15 protein-coding genes are annotated in these 19,184 nt (G+C 65.4%); 9 read left to right on the forward strand and 6 right to left on the reverse strand.

Annotation, left to right across the window (positions count from 1 at the left end):
- Nucleotides 1-70: 70 nt before the first annotated feature.
- From ACOQOU_RS02770 to ACOQOU_RS02785, 4 genes are all read right to left on the reverse strand, one after another.
- Nucleotides 71-1,384, reverse strand: a complete 1,314-nt coding sequence (locus ACOQOU_RS02770; RefSeq protein ID WP_109767679.1) for a TRAP transporter large permease — start codon at nucleotides 1,382-1,384, stop codon at nucleotides 71-73.
- Nucleotides 1,381-1,965 carry a TRAP transporter small permease gene (locus ACOQOU_RS02775; RefSeq protein ID WP_306025923.1) on the reverse strand — a complete coding sequence of 195 codons (585 nt, stop codon included), beginning with the start codon at nucleotides 1,963-1,965 and terminating at the stop codon, nucleotides 1,381-1,383. Before ACOQOU_RS02775 ends, ACOQOU_RS02770 begins: the two co-directional genes overlap by 4 nt.
- A gap of 76 nt (nucleotides 1,966-2,041) precedes the next feature.
- The gene (locus ACOQOU_RS02780; RefSeq protein WP_109767681.1) at nucleotides 2,042-3,091 is read right to left on the reverse strand and encodes a TRAP transporter substrate-binding protein; all 1,050 of its coding nucleotides are present in this window, start codon (nucleotides 3,089-3,091) and stop codon (nucleotides 2,042-2,044) included.
- A 156-nt stretch (nucleotides 3,092-3,247) separates the two neighbouring features.
- Nucleotides 3,248-3,451, reverse strand: a complete 204-nt coding sequence (locus tag ACOQOU_RS02785; protein ID WP_109767682.1) for a hypothetical protein — start codon at nucleotides 3,449-3,451, stop codon at nucleotides 3,248-3,250.
- 201 nt (nucleotides 3,452-3,652) lie between these two features.
- On the opposite strand from ACOQOU_RS02785, the gene pcaF reads away from it, so the two are divergent.
- From pcaF to ACOQOU_RS02810, 5 genes are all read left to right on the forward strand, one after another.
- Nucleotides 3,653-4,855, forward strand: a complete 1,203-nt coding sequence (gene pcaF / locus ACOQOU_RS02790) for a 3-oxoadipyl-CoA thiolase (RefSeq protein ID WP_306025958.1) — start codon at nucleotides 3,653-3,655, stop codon at nucleotides 4,853-4,855.
- 141 nt (nucleotides 4,856-4,996) lie between these two features.
- Nucleotides 4,997-6,451, forward strand: coding sequence for an aldehyde dehydrogenase family protein (locus ACOQOU_RS02795; protein WP_306025924.1), 1,455 nt, complete (start codon nucleotides 4,997-4,999; stop codon nucleotides 6,449-6,451).
- Between the two features lie 54 nt (nucleotides 6,452-6,505).
- Entirely contained in the window at nucleotides 6,506-8,383 is a 1,878-nt protein-coding gene (locus ACOQOU_RS02800; RefSeq protein ID WP_109767684.1) for an ATP-binding protein, read from the forward strand.
- The gene (locus tag ACOQOU_RS02805; RefSeq protein ID WP_306025925.1) at nucleotides 8,380-9,744 is read left to right on the forward strand and encodes a sigma-54-dependent transcriptional regulator; all 1,365 of its coding nucleotides are present in this window, start codon (nucleotides 8,380-8,382) and stop codon (nucleotides 9,742-9,744) included. Before ACOQOU_RS02800 ends, ACOQOU_RS02805 begins: the two co-directional genes overlap by 4 nt.
- A gap of 268 nt (nucleotides 9,745-10,012) precedes the next feature.
- The gene (locus tag ACOQOU_RS02810) at nucleotides 10,013-10,996 is read left to right on the forward strand and encodes a TAXI family TRAP transporter solute-binding subunit (RefSeq protein ID WP_306025926.1); all 984 of its coding nucleotides are present in this window, start codon (nucleotides 10,013-10,015) and stop codon (nucleotides 10,994-10,996) included.
- Between the two features lie 64 nt (nucleotides 10,997-11,060).
- Here the strand turns inward: ACOQOU_RS02810 and ACOQOU_RS02815 are convergent, their stop codons facing one another.
- Nucleotides 11,061-12,293, reverse strand: coding sequence for a hypothetical protein (locus ACOQOU_RS02815; protein ID WP_306025927.1), 1,233 nt, complete (start codon nucleotides 12,291-12,293; stop codon nucleotides 11,061-11,063).
- 156 nt (nucleotides 12,294-12,449) lie between these two features.
- Between ACOQOU_RS02815 and ACOQOU_RS02820 the strand changes: the two genes are divergently transcribed.
- On the forward strand, nucleotides 12,450-14,696 hold the full coding sequence (locus ACOQOU_RS02820) for a TRAP transporter permease (protein WP_306025928.1): 2,247 nt from the start codon (nucleotides 12,450-12,452) through the stop codon (nucleotides 14,694-14,696).
- 13 nt (nucleotides 14,697-14,709) lie between these two features.
- Here ACOQOU_RS02820 and ACOQOU_RS02825 read toward each other — a convergent pair whose 3' ends face one another.
- The gene (locus ACOQOU_RS02825; RefSeq protein ID WP_306025929.1) at nucleotides 14,710-15,606 is read right to left on the reverse strand and encodes a hydroxymethylglutaryl-CoA lyase; all 897 of its coding nucleotides are present in this window, start codon (nucleotides 15,604-15,606) and stop codon (nucleotides 14,710-14,712) included.
- Nucleotides 15,607-15,742: 136 nt separating this feature from the next.
- Here ACOQOU_RS02825 and hisD point away from each other — a divergent pair, with 136 nt between their 5' ends.
- Genes hisD through ACOQOU_RS02840 form a run of 3 tightly spaced genes read left to right on the forward strand, consistent with a single transcriptional unit; the run spans nucleotide 15,743 to nucleotide 19,155 of the window.
- Nucleotides 15,743-17,074, forward strand: coding sequence for a histidinol dehydrogenase (hisD, locus tag ACOQOU_RS02830; protein WP_306025930.1), 1,332 nt, complete (start codon nucleotides 15,743-15,745; stop codon nucleotides 17,072-17,074).
- A 6-nt stretch (nucleotides 17,075-17,080) separates the two neighbouring features.
- Nucleotides 17,081-18,193: a LacI family DNA-binding transcriptional regulator gene (locus tag ACOQOU_RS02835; protein WP_306025931.1), complete on the forward strand. Its 1,113-nt coding sequence runs from the start codon at nucleotides 17,081-17,083 to the stop codon at nucleotides 18,191-18,193.
- A complete protein-coding gene (locus ACOQOU_RS02840) occupies nucleotides 18,190-19,155 on the forward strand; it encodes a cupin domain-containing protein (protein ID WP_109767690.1) in 966 nt (321 codons plus the stop codon). Before ACOQOU_RS02835 ends, ACOQOU_RS02840 begins: the two co-directional genes overlap by 4 nt.
- Nucleotides 19,156-19,184 lie beyond the last annotated feature (29 nt).

The following is a 19,184-nucleotide window of genomic DNA, read 5'->3' on the forward strand; positions in this document are numbered from 1 at the left end:
CAATTTTTGCATTTTCATGCATAATTTGGCATGTGCCAAACCACCGCCAAACCGGCCTGCGGCCATGCCGTCAACTGATCAGGAAAAGCGTGATCGCAGGAAACGCGGCAAGGACGATAACGCGAACGATGTCCGAGGCGACGAACCACATCACCGCACGGTAGGTTGCCGTGATCGGCGTGCCGCGATCCATTGCATTGATGATGAACAGGTTCATCCCGACCGGTGGCGTGATCAGCCCCACCTCGACGACGATCAGGACGAGAATGCCGAACCAGATGGCGACCTGCTCCGGTGTCATGCCGAAATCGAGGCTGGAGATGACCGGAAAAAAGATCGGGATGGTCAGCAGGATCATCGACAGGCTGTCCATCACGCATCCGAAGATCAGATACAGGACCAGGATGATCGCCAGCACCAGCCATGGCGAAAAGCCCTGCTCGACAACGAAGTTCGACAGTTCCTGCGGCACCTGCGTCAGCGCCAGGAACCCGTTATAGAAGCCGGCGCCCAGAACGATGAAGAAAATCATCGCCGTGGACCGACCCGTCGACAAAAAGCTGCTGACCAGCGATTGCCGCGTCAGCCCGCCATTCCACCAGGCGATGAGGCCCGTGCCGAGCGCGCCGACGGCCGCGCCTTCGGTCGGCGTGAAGATGCCGGCATAAATGCCGCCGACAACGGCCATGAAAACCAGCAGCACCGGCCAGACATTGAACAGCGCCCGGAAGCGCTCGCCATACCCCACCCTTTCGCGGACGCCAGCCGCCTCGGGATTGAGGCGCACATAGATCGAGATGACGAGAACATAGCCGGCCGCCGCCAGAAGGCCGGGAATCACGGCAGCCAGAAACAGCTTGGCGATGTTCTGCTCGGTCAGGATCGCATAGATCACGAGCACGATGGAGGGTGGAATGAGGATGCCCAGCGTACCGCCGGCTGCGAGCGTCGCCGTCGAGAACCCGCCGGCATAGCCATATTGGCGCAGTTCTGGCAGCGCCACCCGGCCCATCGTCGCCGCCGTTGCCAGCGACGAGCCGCAAATCGCGCCAAAACCCGCACAGGCGCCGATCGCCGCCATGGCGATGCCGCCTTTCCTGTGCCCGATCCAGGCTTCGGCCGCCTTGAACAGCGCCTGCGACATGCCGCCGAGCGTCGCAAAGCAGCCCATCAGCAGAAACATCGGCACGATCGACAGCGAGTAGCTGGAAAAGGTGGTGAAGGTCTCGGTCTTCAGGCGCGCCATCGCCATGAAGGCGCTGCCATTGGTCAGCCACAGGCCGACAAAGCCGGTCGTGAACATGGCAAGGCCGATCGGCACGCGCAGGAAGATCAGCAGCAGCAGGGCCGGAAACGAGAGGAGCCCGATCTCGAAATTCGTCAATGTTCGGCTCCCAAATCGTCGGCGATCAGGACCGAGCCGGTGAAGGCCTCAACCGTCCGCACGATGGCCATGTACACCGCAACGCAGGCGGCGACCGCCGCGCCTGCCAGGCTCAGCGCATAGGCCCACCAGATCGGGAACTGCAGCAGGAAGGTCGTCTGGCCGGAGCGGATGCGGCTGTCCATCCCCTCCTTGAGCTGGACGGCAATGACGATGAGCACCACGGCGAACAGGATCTCGATCACCATGCGCAGGAACTGCTGCGGGCGCTCGGGCAGCCAGTCGGTGAAGATGGCGACGGTCGCATGGCCCGACGTGATCTGGCAGTAGGGAAGAAACGCGAAGATGGCAAAGGCGATGCCCGCCTCGACCAGCTCGAAATCGCCATTGACGGGACCGATGCCGATATCGAGCAGCCAGTTGGCAAGGCCCGGGACCATTGCCTGCACCATGTCGGCATGCAGAAGACCGTTCAGCGAACGGCCCGCGATCGACACGCAGACCATGACGATCAGCGCCGACAGGATGAAGCCGCCAAAAACCGCCATCAGGCGGGAAAGGCCGAAAAAGAAGCGATACATGAACGATTGCCCCCCTGACGGCAAACGCATTTGCCGCGGCGGGTTTCAGCCCGCCGCGGCCTCGATGCAATTGGCGTCAGTTGCCGCCGTCGTAAGCGTCCATCAGCTCACGGGCCTGGTCGATCAGGGCCTGTCCGTCGATGCCCTTTTCGCTCATTTCGGCGACCCAGGCATCGTAGATGGGCTGGGACCGTTCGCGCCACACGGCGACCTGGTCTTCGGACACGGTCACGATGTTGTTGCCCAGATCGACGGCGATCTGGCGCGACGGACCGTCGGCATCGGATTGCGTGCCGCCGGCAAAGACCGAAAAGTCATGACCGGAATTGGCATCGATCACCGCTTTCAGATCGTCCGGCAGGCTCTCGTAGCGGTCCTTGTTCATCGCCAGAACGAAGGTCACATTGTAGAGGTGCGCCCCTTCGAACTCGGTGTGATTGTCGACAAGCTCCGGCACTTTCAGCGCCGTGGTCACTTCCCAGGGAATGGTCGTACCGTCGATCACGCCCTTGGACAGCGCTTCCGACACGGCCGGAACGGGCATGCCGACCGGCGTCGCACCAAGCTGTTCGAGAAGCGCATTGACCTGACGCGTTGCGCCGCGGATGCGCATGCCCTGCATGTCGTCGGGCGATGTGACTTCCTTGTTGGAATGGATCATGCCCGGACCGTGCACCCACGTGCCCAAAATATGCACATCGGCGAACTCGCCATCCTTCATGTGCTCTTCGAACATCTGCCAGTAGGCGCTCGAGGCGGCGCGCGCATCGGAGACCATGAACGGCAGTTCGAACACTTCGGTCGAGGGGAAGCGGCCCGGCGTATAACCAACCACGGTCCAGACCACGTCGGCGATGCCGTCAATCGCCTGGTCGATCAGTTCCGGCGGCGTGCCGCCAAGCTGCATGGACGGGAAGCGCTCGACCTTGATGCGGCCTTCGGAGGCTTCCTCGACATTGTCGGCCCAAACATCGAGCACCAGCTTGGGCACGTTCGCCTGCGCCGGCAGGAACTGGTGGAGGCGCAGCGTGACCTCCTGCGCCAGCGCCGCAGGCGCCGAAACGGCCAACATCGCCGCCGCCGTCACACCGGCGGCAAGTCCGAGTAGAGTTCTGCGAGTTGTCATGTGGTTCCTCCCTTTCAGACACTCGAGGCGAACGATCGCCTATGGCAATATAGTGCCAATTATGATATATATTGCATCACAGCGCCAGCCCCATTTTGACGCCGGAACCGGATCCCGGCCCGATCACGCTTTGCGTGCGCATCCTCCGGAAACCGATCATCTCGGCAGGCCCACCCGTTCCGCTGGCGCTTCGGAAACGACGGAGCAAGGAACGAAAGCACGATCGCCGGCAAAATGCAATTCATTCACCGACCGGTCGATAAATAAAATATCGCATTCCGGTTCCGACCATGCTAGCCGGATTTCGCCGGCGATACCGGGCCGGCGGCCGGAGCCCGGAAGACCGATCATGCGATCCATGCCATTCACCGATGCTGATGCCGATACCGCCGATTGGGCGGCACTTATCCGCCGTTCTTTTGTAACCATCAACGCAGATCGAAAAGGGTGAGCCGCCCGATGTGATGCCCTATGGGGCACGAAACCGGCCACCGGGGCAAGTCACAAGCGGCTGCGGCGGCCGACGGAACCGCAAGGGGGAGAAGAAAAAACATGGGAACCATTACCGACGCCTTCATCTGCGGCTATGTGCGCACGCCGATCGGCCGCTATGGCGGGGCCTTGTCCTCCGTCCGTGCCGACGATCTGGGCGCCGTGCCGATCAGGGTTCTGATGGCGCGTCACGATGCCGTGGATTGGGGCACCGTCGACGATGTCGTCTATGGCTGCGCCAACCAGGCCGGCGAGGACAATCGCAACGTGGCCCGCATGTCGGCGCTTCTGGCCGGCCTGCCCGAGACCGTGCCCGGCACAACGATGAACCGTCTGTGCGGCTCCGGCATGGATGCGGTGATCGCCGCTGCGCGCGCGATTCGCGCCGGCGAAGGCGAGCTCTACGTGGCCGGCGGCGTCGAATCCATGTCGCGTGCGCCCTTCGTCATGCCCAAGGCCGACGCTGCCTTCTCCCGATCCAATGCGGTCCACGACACGACGATCGGCTGGCGTTTCGTCAACCCCGTGATGAAGGCCCAGTACGGCATCGATTCGATGCCCGAGACCGCCGAGAACGTCGCCGAGGAATTCGGGATCAGCCGCGCCGATCAGGACGCATTCGCCCTCAGGAGCCAGGAGCGCGCCGCTAGGGCCATCAAATCAGGACGGTTTGCGAAGGAAATCACGCCGGTCACCATCCCACAGCGCAAGGGCGATCCGGTCGTTGTCGACACGGACGAACATCCCCGCACGACCACCCTCGAAAAGCTCGGCGCGCTCAAGGCGCCCTTCCGCGAAGGCGGCTCGGTCACCGCCGGCAACGCCTCGGGCGTCAATGATGGGGCAGCGGCGCTGATCATCGCTTCGGAGGACGCCGCCAAACGCCATGGCCTGACACCGATCGCCCGCATTCTGGGCGGCGCGACCGCCGGCGTTCCGCCGCGCATCATGGGCATCGGGCCGGCGCCTGCGACCAGGAAGCTGTGCGCCCGGCTCGGCATGGCGCCTGCCGATTTCGACGTGTTCGAGCTCAACGAAGCCTTCGCCGCTCAGGGACTTGCCGTTCTGCGCGAACTCGGCCTTGCCGACGACGCCGACCATGTGAACCCCAATGGCGGCGCGATCGCGCTGGGCCATCCGCTCGGCATGTCGGGCGCGCGCATCACGGGCACCGCCGCGCTGGAACTGGTCGAACGCGGCGCAAGCCGCGCTCTGGCCACCATGTGCATCGGCGTCGGCCAGGGAATCGCCGTCGCGCTTGAACGCGTCTGACACGCTCCAGGCTCCACCGGCAGGCTCCACCGGAAAGCCAAAGCGGCGCAGCAAGGGCAGGATCGGGCTCGCAATGTCGGTTTTTGCCCAGCGGGCGGTATCGGGATCGGCCATTGTGGCCCGAACATCGGGGAGCAGGCCGTGACCGGGCAGATCGACGCCTACTGGCGCAACTATATCGACGGCAAGTGGGCCGATGGCGGTGCCGGACGCATCACCGTTGACGATCCGGCAACGGGCGAGCCGCTGGCCGAGCAGGCTCTGGCCGATGAGGCCGATGTCGATCGCGCCGTCGCGGCGGCGCGCCGCGTCCATGAAAGCGGCGTGCTCACCGCCATGCGCCCGGTCGAGCGCGGTCGCATGGTTCAGGCCATGGGCCGCTTTCTTCTGGACCATCTGGACGAGATCGCACCGGTTCTGACGCGCGAAGCGGGCAAGCCGCTATGGGAAGCCCGGATCGAGGTGGAGGGGACCGCCCGCTATTTCGAGTATTACGGCAATCAGGCCGAAACCCTCGAAGGCCGCTCCATTCCGCTCGGCGCCGGCTATCTCGATTTCACCCTGCACGAGCCCTATGGCGTCTCTGCCCAGATCATACCCTGGAACTATCCGCTTGAGATGACGGCGCGGTCGCTGTCCGCTGCGCTTGCCACCGGCAATGCCTGCGTGGTCAAGACGCCCGAACTCGACCCGCTCACCAATGCCTGGCTGGCACGCGCCGCCGAGTGGGCAGGCTTTCCGCCCGGCGCGGTCAACATCCTGTGCGGGCTGGGCAGCCAGGCCGGCGCAGCGCTTTGCGCCCACCCCGGCATCGACCAGATCGTTTTTACCGGCTCGGTGCCGACCGGCATCGCCATCGCAACGGCAGCGGCCCAAAATGTCGTGCCCTGCATCCTGGAACTCGGCGGCAAATCGGCCGCGATCGTCCACGACGATGCCGATCTCGACGCGTTCATGAACGATGTGCGCTGGGGCATCTGGTTCAATGCCGGCCAGGTCTGTTCGGCGATGAGCCGCGTGATCGTCCACGAAAAGCGCCATGACGAACTGATCGACCGGGTCACCGCCCTCGCCGCCTCCCTGTCCGTTGGTCCCGGCATCGAACGGGGCGAGTTCGGCGCCAACATGGGTGCGATGATCTCGGAAAGGCAGCGTGACCGGGCCGTGTCCATGGTGTCGGGCGCAGAACGCGAGGGCGCGACGACGGCAGCGGGTGGCCGCAAGCTCAACCGCCCCGGCTGGTTCATGGAACCGACCGTGATGACCGGCGTGACGCCCGATATGACCATCGCACGCGAAGAAGTGTTCGGTCCGGTCCTCTCGGTGATGCCGTTTTCGGGCCACGACGAAGCCATCGCGATCGCCAACGGCACCGATTACGGTTTGGTCGCCGGCGTCTTCACCCGCGATCTCGGCCGGGCCACGCGCGCCGCGAGCCGGCTGCGCGCCGGCCAGGTCTTCGTCAATGAATGGTATGCTGGCGGTGTCGAAACGCCGTTTGGCGGCTACGGCAAGTCCGGCTATGGGCGCGAGAAGGGCCGCGAGGCACTGTGGAATTACGTGCAGACGAAAAACGTCGCCATCAAAACGGCTTAACGATGGCGGCGGAATCATCTTCTCAAGCGCCTTTGCACACGCCATAATTGAACCATGTGGGGAGGAGCCACGCAAAAGGGCGTTCGCGCCAACGCTGCCGCTTGGCTGGCGGTCATCGTGCTGGGCGCGGTGGCGGCCAGCCTTGCCGCACTGCCCGGTCTCGAGCGCACCTTCCTGCTGCGCGCCGGCGAACGCAGCGAAGCGACGCTGCGTCTGGCCGTCCAGGGGCTTGAAGGCGCGCTGCGCCGCTACGAGCCCCTGCCCGCGCTCGTCGCCGAGCGCCCGGTCCTGCGGCAATTGCTGGCCAATCCGAACGACACGGCCCTGCGCGACCGGATCGATGACGAGTTGCAGCAGACCGCCGAAGCGGTCAGCGCATCCGACATCTATCTGATGGACACGACCGGGCTGACGCTGGTCGCCAGCAACCACCACAAGGAGCTCTCCTTCGTCGGCCGCTCCTTCTATTACCGGCCCTATTTCACCGAGGCGATGGACGGAACGATCGGCCGCTACTTCGCACTGGGCACGACATCGGGCGAACGCGGCTATTTCTTCGCCGCCCCGGTCATGGAGGCCGGCGCGCCGATCGGCGTCGTGGCCGTCAAGTTCACGGTCGATGCGTTCGAGGAAGCATGGCGCGCCGGCGACAATGACATCATCGTCAAGGACCAGAACGATGTGGTGTTCATGGCCAGCCGGCCCGAATGGCATTTCCGCGCCCTGTCGCCGCTGTCGGACGAAGCGTTGGGCCGCATCGAAGCCGACCGGCAATATCCGCTCGACCGCGTGATCGAACTGCCCACCACGCGCGAGCCGCTCGCCGGCCGGATCGGTCTGATGACCATCGGCGCGGACGGCGCATCGGAGAGTTTCGTCGCCAGCACGACGCCGATCGCCGAAGCCGGATGGCAGGTGACCATCCTGACGCCCACCGGTCCGGCACGCACCCAGGCGCTCTGGGTGATGGCAATGGTCGTGCTTGTCATCCTCTTTGCCGGCCTGATCGCCGCCATCTTCATCCAGCGCCGCGCCCGGCTCGTCGAGCGGATCGAGGCCCAGCGCGCCACCCAGGAACTGCTCGAGCAGCGCGTCGCCGAACGCACCGCCGATCTGAACACGGCCAACCGCAAGCTCAGGGCCGAAGTGGACGAACGCAAGGCGGCCGAACAGCAATTGCGCAAGACTCAGGCCGATCTCGTGCAGGCGGGCAAGCTGGCCGCGCTCGGCCAGATGTCCGCCGCGCTCAGCCATGAATTCAACCAGCCGCTGGCCGCAGTCAAATCCTATGCCGACAATGCCGCCGCCTTCCTCCAGCGCGGGCGGACGGACGAGGCCCGCGACAATGTCGGCCGGATCTCACAGATGGCCGACCGCATGGCGTCGATCTCGCGGCACCTGCGCAATTTCGCGCGCCGGCCGCAGCAGAAGATCGGGCCGGTGCCGCTTATGCATGCCGTCGACGATGCGCTTGCGCTGATGGAGGCAAGGCTGAAGTCTTCCGGCGCGAGCGTCTCCTTCGACCGTCCCGAGCGGGACATATGGGTTATGGGCGGCCATGTCCGGCTGCAGCAGGTGATCGTCAACCTGCTCAGCAACGCGCTCGATGCGATGCAGGACCAGAGCGAACCCGTGATCGGGATCGCCGTCGAGGCCGACCGAACCACTTGCCGGCTCGATATCCGCGATCGCGGCACCGGCGTCACCGAAGACATGCTGGGACAGATTTTCGACCCGTTCTTCACCACCAAGGGTCCGGGCAACGGGTTGGGGCTGGGGCTTTCTATCTCCTACAACATCGTCAAGGATTTCGGCGGCACGCTCTCAGCGCGCAACGACCCGGCCGGCGGCGCGGTCTTCACCATCGACCTCAGGGTCGCGGCGGCGCCGGGCAAGACCGCGCCCATGACGCATGAGGTGGCAGCCGAATGACCGGCGAGACCATCCTTTTCGTCGATGACGAGGAGCATCTGCGCCTCGCCGCCGAACAGGCGCTGCAACTTGCCGACCTGCCCGTCACATGCCTTGCTCAGGCCGAAAAGGCGCTGGCCCGGATCAGCCGCAACTTTCCGGGCATTCTGGTCACCGACATTCGCATGCCGGGCATGGACGGCATCGAACTGATGCGCCGGGCGCTGGAAATCGATTCCGAGTTTCCCGTCATTCTGGTGACAGGCCATGGCGACGTGGAACTGGCCGTTCAGTGCATGCGCGAGGGCGCCTACGACTTCCTTGAAAAGCCTTACGCGCCCAGCCGGCTGGTCGAGACGGTGCGCCGCGCGCTCGACAAGCGCCGGCTGACGCTGGAAAACCGGGCCCTGCGCTCGCAGGTGGGCGGCCGCGACGCCATCGAGGCCCGTCTGACCGGCCGCAGCGCGGCCATGGTGGACCTGCGCCACCAGATCCGCGCGATCGCGGCCACCGAAGCCGATGTGCTGATCATCGGCGCGACCGGCACCGGCAAGGAGGTGGCGGCCCGCGCGCTGCATCGGGCGAGCACGCGCGGCGACTGGCCGTTCGTGCACATCAATTGCGCCGCCCTGCCCGAGGCGCTGATCGAAAGCGAACTGTTCGGCCACGAGGCGGGCGCCTTTCCCGGCGCGACGCGTGCCCGCTACGGCAAGTTCGAACACGGGCGCGGCGGCACTGTCTTTCTCGACGAGATCGAGAGCATGCCCCAGCCGATGCAGGCAAAGCTGCTGCACGCCATCCAGAACCGCGCGATCACCCGGCTCGGCTCGAACGATCCGGTCGAACTCGATGTCCGGTTCGTCGCGGCGAGCAAGACCGATCTCGAGGCCGAAGCCGCGGCGGGCCGGTTCCGCAGCGATCTTCTCTACCGGCTCAATGTGGTCACGCTGCGCGTGCCGGACCTGACGGAACGCCGCGAGGACATTCCGCGCCTGTTCGTGCAATTGGTCAACGAGGCGGCTGCCCGCTACAAGCGGCCCGCTCCCGATGTCCCCGGCGCGGTCCTCAACGCTGTCTCGGCCCGCACCTGGCCGGGCAATGTGCGCGAACTGCGCAACGCGGCCGACCGGTTCGCGCTCGGCCTCGATCTGGCGATCGGCGACGGTGCGGTTGGCGCAACGCCCGTTGAAGGCAGGGCCAACCTTTCCGACAAGGTCGCCGATTTCGAGCGCGCGCTGATCGCGGCGAGCCTGACCGCCCATGGCGGCAGCCTGAAGGAGACCTATGAGGCGCTCGGCCTGTCGCGCAAGGCGCTCTACGAGAAGATGCAGAAGTACGGGCTCGACCGCGCCGCCTTCATTGAGACCGAAGACGCCATCTGAGTGGCTTTTGCAGCCAATGTGTCGTTTCCGACACACGATCACCGCCCGATTGTCCCCTGTGGCGCCCATCGACCCAATATCGACCGGCCCGGCCCCGCCAATCGGGCTCGCCGCCCTTGCATGGTGACCGCTCAATGCCCGATGCCCCGTCTGCGCCCGCCAGCCGGGCGCTCGGGTGGGGAGGAACCATCGCTTACGGACCGGTCCGCCCGGTGCCGGCTCGCGCAACACCGCGCGAACGGCCGAACGATCCGAACAGGAGGAATTCATGAAACTGTCAATTTTGATGGCCGCCGTTGCGACCGTCGCCGTCACCGCCTCCGGCGCCCTCGCCCAGGACCGCGAAGGCTGGCCGGAAAGCTTCACCGTCGGCACCGCCTCGCAGGGCGGAACCTATTTTGCGTACGGCTCGGGCTGGGCAAACCTGGTGGCCGAGGAACTGGGCATCTCCGGCGGCGGCGAAGTCACCGGCGGCCCGATGCAGAACATGGCGCTGGTGCACACCGGCGAAGCGGCGTTCGGCATGACCACGATGGGGCCGGCTGCCGAATCGATCGGCGGCACCAACCCGATCGCCCCCGGCCTTGAGATGACCAATGCCTGCGCGATGTTTCCGATGTACCAGACGCCCTTCTCGGTGACGGCTTTGTCATCGTCGGGAATCGAATCGATAGCCGACATCCCCGCCGGCGCAAAAATCGGCTTCGGTCCCGCCGGCTCGACATCCGACACCTACTTCCCGCGCATGATGGAAACGCTCGGCGTCGAATTCGAGCGCCGCAATGGCGGCTGGTCGGATCTGGGCGGCCAGCTTCAGGACGGCCTTCTGGACGTTATCGCGTTCGCAGCCGGCGTTCCGGTCCCCGCGGTCAGCCAGCTTGAAGTGCAGACCGACGTGAACATCATCGAGTTCACCGCCGAAGAGCAGGCCGCCATCATGGAAGCCTTCCCGGTTTCCGAGTTCATGATCGCCGCCGACACCTACACGACGCTTGAAGCCGATGCGCGGTCGGTGTCGATGTGGAACTTCGCCATCGCCAATTGCGATCTGCCGGCAAGCTTCGTTGAAGCGGTGGTCGATGTCGTCATGTCGGACAATGAGCGGATGGTAAACATTCACCGTGCCGCCCGGTCGACCCTGCCGGAGAACTGGACCAAGAACACCGTGATGAAATGGCATCCCGGTGCGGCCAAATGGTTCACCGAGAATGCCGGCGCGGACATCCCGGCCGACATGATCCATGGCGGCTGACGTCCACATCAATCCAGCGAGCCGGGCCGCCCTCGGGCGGCCCGCTTTGCATGGGCCGCAGCACTTAGCGGTCGATGCTCTTGCCGGCGGGCACGAATCGCTCGATGGCAAGGCGCACCGGCGTCGCCACGCCATCCTCGATCCGCGTGACGGCGAGCAGATAATCCCCGGTCGCGATGCGCGTGGCGATCAGGCTGTCCGTGTTGCCCTGCCCCACATCGTCATTGTGCATGATCGTCCGGCCCAGTTCGTCGAACAGCGTGATCGCCGGGTCGATATCGCCGAGCGCCACCGCCTCGATCACCATCATGCCGCTTGCCGGCACCGAAAAGCGCAGCCAGACCGCGTCCTTGTCGAGCACGACATCCTCGATCAGCCGGCCATCGGCCGCACCGAGCGCCATGACCGGATGATCGCTGCCGGGCGGCGGCGCGGCCTTACCCGTCGCGTAGAGCCGCGACAGCACGGCCTCCACGCTGTGCGGCACGAGGCTGACGCGCACCGGCGCGTTCTCGTCCGACAAGGCGCGCAGACCGATGCAGTAATCGCCCGCCGGCAGCGCCGCGGGGAAGTCGAGCCGCGCATTGCGGCCATCGGCATCGTCGTTTTCGCCAAGGAGCGCGCCGTCGCCGTCGAACAGGTGCAGCACGGGATCGGCGGGCGTGCCCTCGGCATAGATCGTCATCGCCATCGGCTCGGCCAGCGTGAAACGATAGGCCGGCGTCTGCCGGACCGATGCCGTCGCCGACAGGCCCTCGCCCGACAATCCCGCGATCGGACCGTCATGCAGATCGGCCGCCTCGGCGCCCGGCGCGCAGGCCTGGCTGACGGACGTTTCGGTGCCCGGCCTCATCGGCTCATGGCTGGTCAAGCCGACGCGTATGTCGGCGGTCTGGCCCGCGCCGCTATAGCTCGACGTCACCAGACAATAGGTGCCTGGCGCCAATTCGGTCTCGGCCATCGAGCCCGCCCCCTCGCCGCTGTCATCGTCGGTGAGGATGCGCGCGCCCGCATCGCCGAACAGTTCGATCACCGTGTCGCCGCCATCGGTCGGCTGCGCCTCAAGACGCACCTGCGCCGTTTCGCTGACCGCGAACAGCGTGACGATGTTTTCGCCGCGCGCGCTGACGCCCGACACATCGAACGGCGCACTGGCCGTTGCGATGTCGGACGTTTCGGCGTCGCCGCCCGCCCATGCGCCATCGTCGCCGATGCCGCCGCAGATCTGATCCTGCGCCGCGGCGACCGACGCCAAGCCGAAAATCGCAACCAATGAAATCATCAATCTGAGAACCATGACCGCTCTCCTTCCCGAAAATGCGTTGTTCAAAATGGTGCCGGCGGCCGGAACGATCCGCCGCCCGGCTTCTCTTGTGCAGGGTCAATTTGACCTCAGTACATCAGGGACGGAAAAATGTCGCGGCCAGCGGTCCGCAAGCGGGAGGGCAGCACGGTGACAAGTCAAACCAAGGAACATGACGATGGCGCGGTCATCGCGGACGGCGTCGACGAGGAACCGGTCGAGAGCAACCGGCGCCTTTACGAGGGACGGACCTATCTGCTCGTAAGTCTGGTCGCCACGGTCTATGCCGCCTTCCACATGGCCGCCTTGAACGGGCTGTCGATCTCGGAGCTGACCGGCGGTGCCGTCGTCATCCCCTTCCTGCCCACCTTCCCGATGGAAACCTGGAATTTCCGGATCGTCCATATCACCGGCGCGCTTGCGCTGGGTTTCCTGCTGTTCAGCGGCACGCGCTTTGCGCCCGACGACCGGCAGGGCGGCGGCGCGCTTTTCACCGGCGCGGCGATGATCCTGATGCTGCCGGCGCTGTTCGCGCTTGGCATGGCGCTGTCCTTTTCGGTCGAGATATCGGGCGGCGTGATGTGGAACGGCATCGATGAACGGATCAGGTTCAACGAGACCTGGCTGTTCGGCGCGCCGCTGATGGCCGCAACCGTCGGCGCCATCGCACTGTCCTGGTTCGACCGGCGCCCTCGCGGCGCCATCAACCCGCTCGATCTGGTGCTGGCGGTCTGTGGCGTTGCCGTCGCCGCTTATCTGATCACGATCTACGGCACCTTGATGCGCAATTCGACCGGCACGCCCTTCGCGCCGATAGGCATTTCGATCGCGGCCGTTGCCGGCGCGCTTCTGATCATGGAACTGACGCGGCGGGTCGCCGGCATGGCGCTGGTGGTCATCTCGCTCGTCTTCCTCGTCTATGTCTTCACCGGCCAGCACCTGCCGGGCTTTCTCAATTCGCCGGCCATTTCCTGGCAGCGCTTCTTCAGCCAGGTCTACACCGACGCCGGCATCCTCGGGCCGACGACGGCGGTCTCGTCCACCTACATCATCCTGTTCATCATCTTCGCCGCCTTCCTGCAGGCGTCCAAGGTCGGTGACTATTTCGTCAACTTCGCGTTCGCGGCCGCCGGGCGCGCGCGCGGCGGGCCGGCCAAGGTCGCCATCTTCGCCTCGGGCCTGATGGGCATGATCAACGGCACCAGCGCGGGCAATGTCGTCGCCACCGGTTCGCTGACGATCCCGCTGATGAAGAAGGTCGGCTATCACAAGAAGACCGCAGGCGCGATCGAGGCAGCCGCCTCGACGGGCGGGCAGATCATGCCGCCCATCATGGGCGCCGGCGCGTTTATCATGGCCGAGATCACCGGCATTCCCTACACCGACATCGCCGTCGCCGCGCTCATTCCGGCAGTTCTCTACTTCGTGTCGATCTATTTCATGGTCGATTTCGAAGCGGCGAAACTGGGAATGCGCGGCATGCGCGAGGACGAACTGCCCAAGTTCCGCGACATGGCGCGGCGCGTCTTCCTGTTCATCCCGATCATCATCCTGATCTATGCGCTGTTCCAGGGCTATTCGGTCATCCGCGCCGGCACGCTCGCCACCGCCGCCGCCGCCGTGGTGAGCTGGTTCACGCCCTACCGGATGGGCCTGCGCTCCATCGTCAAGGCGTTCAACATTGCCGGCGTCATGTCGATCCAGATCATCGCGGTGTGCGCCTGCGCGGGCATCATCGTCGGCGTCATCTCGCTGACCGGCGTCGGCGCCCGCTTCTCCAACCTGCTGCTCGGCCTGGCCGAAGCCTCGCAATTGCTGGCGCTGGTCTTTGCCATGTGCATCGCCATCCTTCTGGGCATGGGCATGCCGACAACCGCCGCTTATGCCGTTGCCGCATCCGTCGTCGCGCCGGGCCTTGTCGAATTGGGCATCCAGCCGCTGGTCGCCCACTTTTTTGTCTTCTACTTCGCGGTCGTCTCGGCGATCACGCCGCCGGTGGCGCTGGCCTCCTATGCGGCGGCGGGCGTTTCGGGCGCCAACCCGATGGAGACCTCGGTTGCCTCGTTCAAGATCGGCATCGCCGCCTTCGTCGTGCCGTTCATGTTCTTCTACAATTCGGCGCTGCTGATGGAGGCGCACACGCTTGAAATCATCCGCGCCTTCCTGACGGCAATGCTCGGCGTGTTCCTCCTCGCCTCAGGCGTGCAGGGCTGGTTCTTCGGCAAGAAGACCGTCTGGTTCCTGCGTGCCGCGCTGATCGGCACGGCATTGGTGTTGATCGAGGGATCGGTGATCACCGATGTGATCGGCATCGGCATGGCGGTACTGGTCTTCTTCGTCCAGCGCGTCATCAAGCCCAAGGAGGGGCTGTCGATCCGGGTCCGCGGCGCGGACTGACACGATCCATGACCTAAGCCGGCGCGGGAAAGCCGCCGGCCTTCATCACCTGTCCGGGAATCGCGTGGCCGAGCTTTCCTTCGAGCCATTGGGCCGTGTCGATGCAGGCGCCAAGGTCGAGCCCGGTCGCAATACCGGCGCGGTCGAGCATGTAGACCAGATCCTCGGTGGCGATGTTGCCGGTGGCGGCCGGCGCAAACGGGCAGCCGCCGACGCCGCCAAGGCTTGAATCGAGCGTCGTGGCCCCGGCCTCGATCGCCGCCCAGGCGTTGGCGATACCGGTGTTTCGCGTGTTGTGGAAATGGCAGCGGATCGGCACGTCCGGATAGCGATCCCGCACCGCGCCGACCCGCTCGGCCACATCGCGCGGTGTCGCAACGCCAATCGTGTCGGCCAGAGCGATCTCTCGCGGCAACGTCGCGGCGATAGCCTCGACCAGAGACAGAACGCGATCGAGCGACACCTCACCTTCGAACGGGCAGCCGAACGCGGTGCCGATGGTCACGCCAATCGGGATTTTTCCCTGTGCGTTGTCGGCAATCGTGGTGAGTTGCCGCGCCGTTTCGAAAGCATCGGCGCCCTGGTTGCGGCGGTTGAACGTATCGGACGCCATCACCGCAAAGTTGACCTCGTCGACATCGGCCGCAACGGCCCGCTCGAATCCGCGCTCGTTCAGCGCAAGGCCGACATAGGTAACGTCGTCGCGCGCCGGCAAGCCGGCCATCACCGCCTCCGCGTCGGCCATTTGCGGCACCTTCTTCGGATTGACGAAGCTTGCCACCTCCATGCGCCGCACGCCCGCATCGATCGCCTTGCCGATCAGCGCCAGCTTGTCTCCTGTCGACAGCAACGTCTTTTCATTCTGGAGCCCGTCGCGCGGCGACACTTCCACGATTTCGATGGTCGTCATCGTCTTTCTCCGGCCTGCACCGTTCGCACCCGGCACCGGACATGCGGCCGGCGGCCATGCCTGTCAACAAGGGCGCGCAAACCGCTTGATCAATTCCTGAGAATACGTATTCTCGGGCCAACAGGGAGTGATTGCCATGTCGATCCGTCATCTGAAGACCGCCAAGCCGGAAACCGAACGCGCCGAGGACGATGCCAGGGTGCGCGCCATCGTCGAGCAGACGCTCGCCGACATCGAGGCGCGCGGCGATGCGGCCGTGCGCGACCTGTCGGAGAAGTTCGACAATTACACGCCGCCGGCGTTCAAGCTCTCGCAGGGCGAGATCGAGGCGCTGCTGGCACGGGTTTCACCCCGCGACATGGACGACATCCGGTTCGCCCAGGAGCAGGTGCGCAACTTCGCACAGGCCCAGCGCGATTCGATGCTGGACATCGAGGTCGAGACGCTGCCCGGCGTCATCCTCGGCCACAAGAACATCCCCGTCCAGTCGGTCGGCTGCTATGTGCCCGGCGGCAAGTTCCCGATGGTCGCCTCCGCCCACATGTCGGTTGCCACCGCATCGGTCGCCGGCGTGCCGCGCATCGTCGCCGCCACCCCGCCCTTCAAGGGCGAGCCGAACCCGGCCGTCATCGCCGCCATGCATCTGGGCGGCGCGCACGAGATTTTCGTCCTTGGCGGCATCCAGGCCGTCGGCGCGATGGCCATCGGCACCGAAACCATCGATCCGGTGCACATGCTGGTCGGTCCGGGCAACGCGTTCGTCGCCGAAGCCAAGCGGCAGCTCTTCGGCCGGGTCGGGATCGACCTGTTCGCCGGTCCGACCGAGACCATGGTGATCGCCGACGAGACGGGCGCGGACGCCGAACTGTGCGCCACAGACCTGCTCGGCCAGGCCGAGCACGGCTACAATTCGCCCGCCGTTCTCGTCACCAACTCCGAAAAGCTCGCGCGTGACACGCTCGCCGAGATCGATCGCCTCCTCAACATCCTGCCGACCGCCGACACGGCATCGAAAAGCTGGGAGGATTATGGCGAGGTGATCGTCTGCGACAGCTATGACGAGATGCTTGCCGTCGCCGACGACATCGCCTCCGAACACGTGCAGGTGATGACCGATCGCGACGACTGGTTTCTTGAAAAGATGACCTGCTACGGCGCGCTGTTCCTGGGCGCGCGCACCAATGTCGCCAATGGCGACAAGGTGATCGGCACCAACCACACGCTCCCGACGAAGAAGGCAGGCCGCTATACGGGCGGGCTGTGGGTCGGCAAGTTCCTGAAGACCCATTCCTACCAGAAGGTTCTGACCGACGAGGCCGCTGCGATGGTCGGCGAGTACTGCTCGCGGCTGTGCATGCTGGAAGGCTTCGTCGGCCATGCCGAACAGGCCAATGTGCGCGTGCGCCGCTATAGCGGGCGCAACGTGCCCTATGGCGCCGCCGCCGAACCCAAGCTGGCCGCCGAGTGACCCGCAATGGACTCTGACCGATCCGATCCGCCAAGAGGCGGGCCCGGCAAGGTGACATCGCACGATGTCGCCGCACGTGCCGGCGTCAGCCAGCCGACCGTCAGCCGCGTTTTCTCCTCGGATCCCAAGGTCTCGCCCGATCTGGCCAGGCGCGTGCGCCGGGCAGCCGACGAGCTGGGCTACCGGCCCAACCGCCTCGCCCGATCCCTGATCACCGGTCGGTCGCGTACGATCGGGCTCGTCCTCGCCTATCTCGACAACCCCTTCTACGCCGAGGCCATCGCACACCTCTCCGCCGCGTTGGAAGCGCGCGGCTATCACATCATGGTCCGCATCGCATCCAACCTCGCCGAAGAGGTAGACGGCGTCGTCGACGACATGGTCGACCACCAGGTCGATGGCATCATCCTTGCGTCGGTCTCCATGTCCAACGCGCTGACAGGCAGGCTGCGCGACGCGAAAATCCCCTTCGTCCTGTTCAACCGGGGTCAGGAAGACGCTTCGCTCGCCACCGTCACCTCGGCCAATTTCGATGGCGGCCGGCGCGCCGCCCACTTCCTCGCCGCCGGCGGACACGAACGCATCGCCCATATTTCCGGCTGGCAGAAATCGCTCAATGGCCGCGACCGGCAGGCGGGCTTCCTCGCCGGTCTGGCCGAAAACGGCCTTGAACCGATCGACATCATCGACAGCCATTACAGCCGCGACATCGCCGCCGCTGCCACGCGCGAACTGTTCAAGGGCACGATCCGGCCCGACGCCATCTTCGCCGGCAATGATCATATGGCGTTTGCGGTGACCGAGACGCTTCGCTTCGGCCTTGGCCTGAAGGTTCCGGGAGATGTTTCCGTTATCGGTTATGACGATGTGGCGATGGCGGCCTGGCCGAGCTTCGACCTGACGACGCTGCGCCAGCCGGCCCGGCGCATGGCCGAGAGCGCCTCCGCGCTTCTGCTTGACCTGATCGCCGGCAAGGCGCCGAAGCGCAACCGCATCGAGATCGACAGCGAACTCATCGTGCGCGGCAGTGCCCGAATACCGCCCGGCTGGAAACGCAGCGCGAGAACCGGACCTTCACCAAATGGCGCGCTTTCGCACGCCCCAAGGAGACCAAAATGACACCGCAAGAGCTTGACGCGCGCATCGTCCGCTATGGCGATCTGGTGCCCTGCAAGACCGCCTTCATCGACGCCCACACGCCGGGCTCCGACCAGAAGGAAAATTTCACCATCATCGGCGGTGGTGTCTCGGAAAGCCCCGATCAGCATGTCCACATCAAGGACACGCCCGGCTTCAACATCGGCGCGGCCGGCCAGCCGCCCAAATGCCGCAACTCGCTGCATTCCCACCGCACGGCGGAAGTGTTCTTCGTCCTCAAGGGGCGCTGGCGCTTTTTCTGGGGCCGCTGGGGCACTGCCGGCGAAGTCGTGCTCGAAGAAGGCGACATCTTCAATATCCCGACAGGCATTTTCCGCGGCTTCGAGAACATCGGCACCGACTATGGAATGATCATGGCGATCCTGGGCGGCGACGATGCCGGCGGCGGCGTGATCTGGGCGCCGCAGGTGATCGAGGATGCGCGCGACCACGGGCTGGTGCTCGCCGAAACCGGCCGGCTCTACGACACCAAGAAAGGCGAGGCCCTGCCGGACGGCGTTTCGCCGATGCCGCTTCTCACGGACGAGGAACTGAAGACTTATCCCGAACCCGCCGCCGCCGACGTGATCCCCGGTTTCGTCGCCCGCTATTGGGACCTGATGGCGCTCGCCGCCGGCGAGCCGGCCAGGGTGATCGGCCCCGATGCCGTGCTCAAGGACCGGCCGGGCTTCGAGGTCGATTTCATCACACGCGGCTCGATACCCGAAGATGCGACCACCACGGACCGGCACGAAGTGCTGATGCCGGTGCGCGGCCACTGGAAGCTGACCGTCGACGGCGTTGCGACCGTGCTCAATCCCGGCGACACATGCGCGGTCCCGCCCGGTTCGGCGCGCAGTCTCGCCCCGGCCATGACGGGAGAAGCCAGCCTCTACCGCATCCGCAACACGGACGATCCGGCCGGCGCGACCAAAGCCGGCTGAACGCCTGTACCATCTGAACGCAAACGGCC

The organism is Oceaniradius stylonematis, from assembly GCF_965223445.1.
GTDB classification, from domain to species: Bacteria; Pseudomonadota; Alphaproteobacteria; order Rhizobiales; family Rhizobiaceae; genus Roseitalea; species Roseitalea stylonematis.

Coding starts and splice junctions, on each gene's coding strand:
- ACOQOU_RS02780 (WP_109767681.1), bottom strand. CDS start 3,091: ATGACAACTCGCAGAACTCTACTCGGACTTGCCGCCGGTGTGACGGCG.
- ACOQOU_RS02785 (WP_109767682.1), bottom strand. CDS start 3,451: ATGGATCGCATGATCGGTCTTCCGGGCTCCGGCCGCCGGCCCGGTATC.
- ACOQOU_RS02810 (WP_306025926.1), top strand. CDS start 10,013: ATGAAACTGTCAATTTTGATGGCCGCCGTTGCGACCGTCGCCGTCACC.
- ACOQOU_RS02840 (WP_109767690.1), top strand. CDS start 18,190: ATGACACCGCAAGAGCTTGACGCGCGCATCGTCCGCTATGGCGATCTG.
- ACOQOU_RS02835 (WP_306025931.1), top strand. CDS start 17,081: ATGGACTCTGACCGATCCGATCCGCCAAGAGGCGGGCCCGGCAAGGTG.
- ACOQOU_RS02805 (WP_306025925.1), top strand. CDS start 8,380: ATGACCGGCGAGACCATCCTTTTCGTCGATGACGAGGAGCATCTGCGC.
- ACOQOU_RS02825 (WP_306025929.1), bottom strand. CDS start 15,606: ATGACGACCATCGAAATCGTGGAAGTGTCGCCGCGCGACGGGCTCCAG.
- hisD (WP_306025930.1), top strand. CDS start 15,743: ATGTCGATCCGTCATCTGAAGACCGCCAAGCCGGAAACCGAACGCGCC.
- ACOQOU_RS02800 (WP_109767684.1), top strand. CDS start 6,506: ATGTGGGGAGGAGCCACGCAAAAGGGCGTTCGCGCCAACGCTGCCGCT.
- ACOQOU_RS02815 (WP_306025927.1), bottom strand. CDS start 12,293: ATGGTTCTCAGATTGATGATTTCATTGGTTGCGATTTTCGGCTTGGCG.
- ACOQOU_RS02775 (WP_306025923.1), bottom strand. CDS start 1,965: ATGTATCGCTTCTTTTTCGGCCTTTCCCGCCTGATGGCGGTTTTTGGC.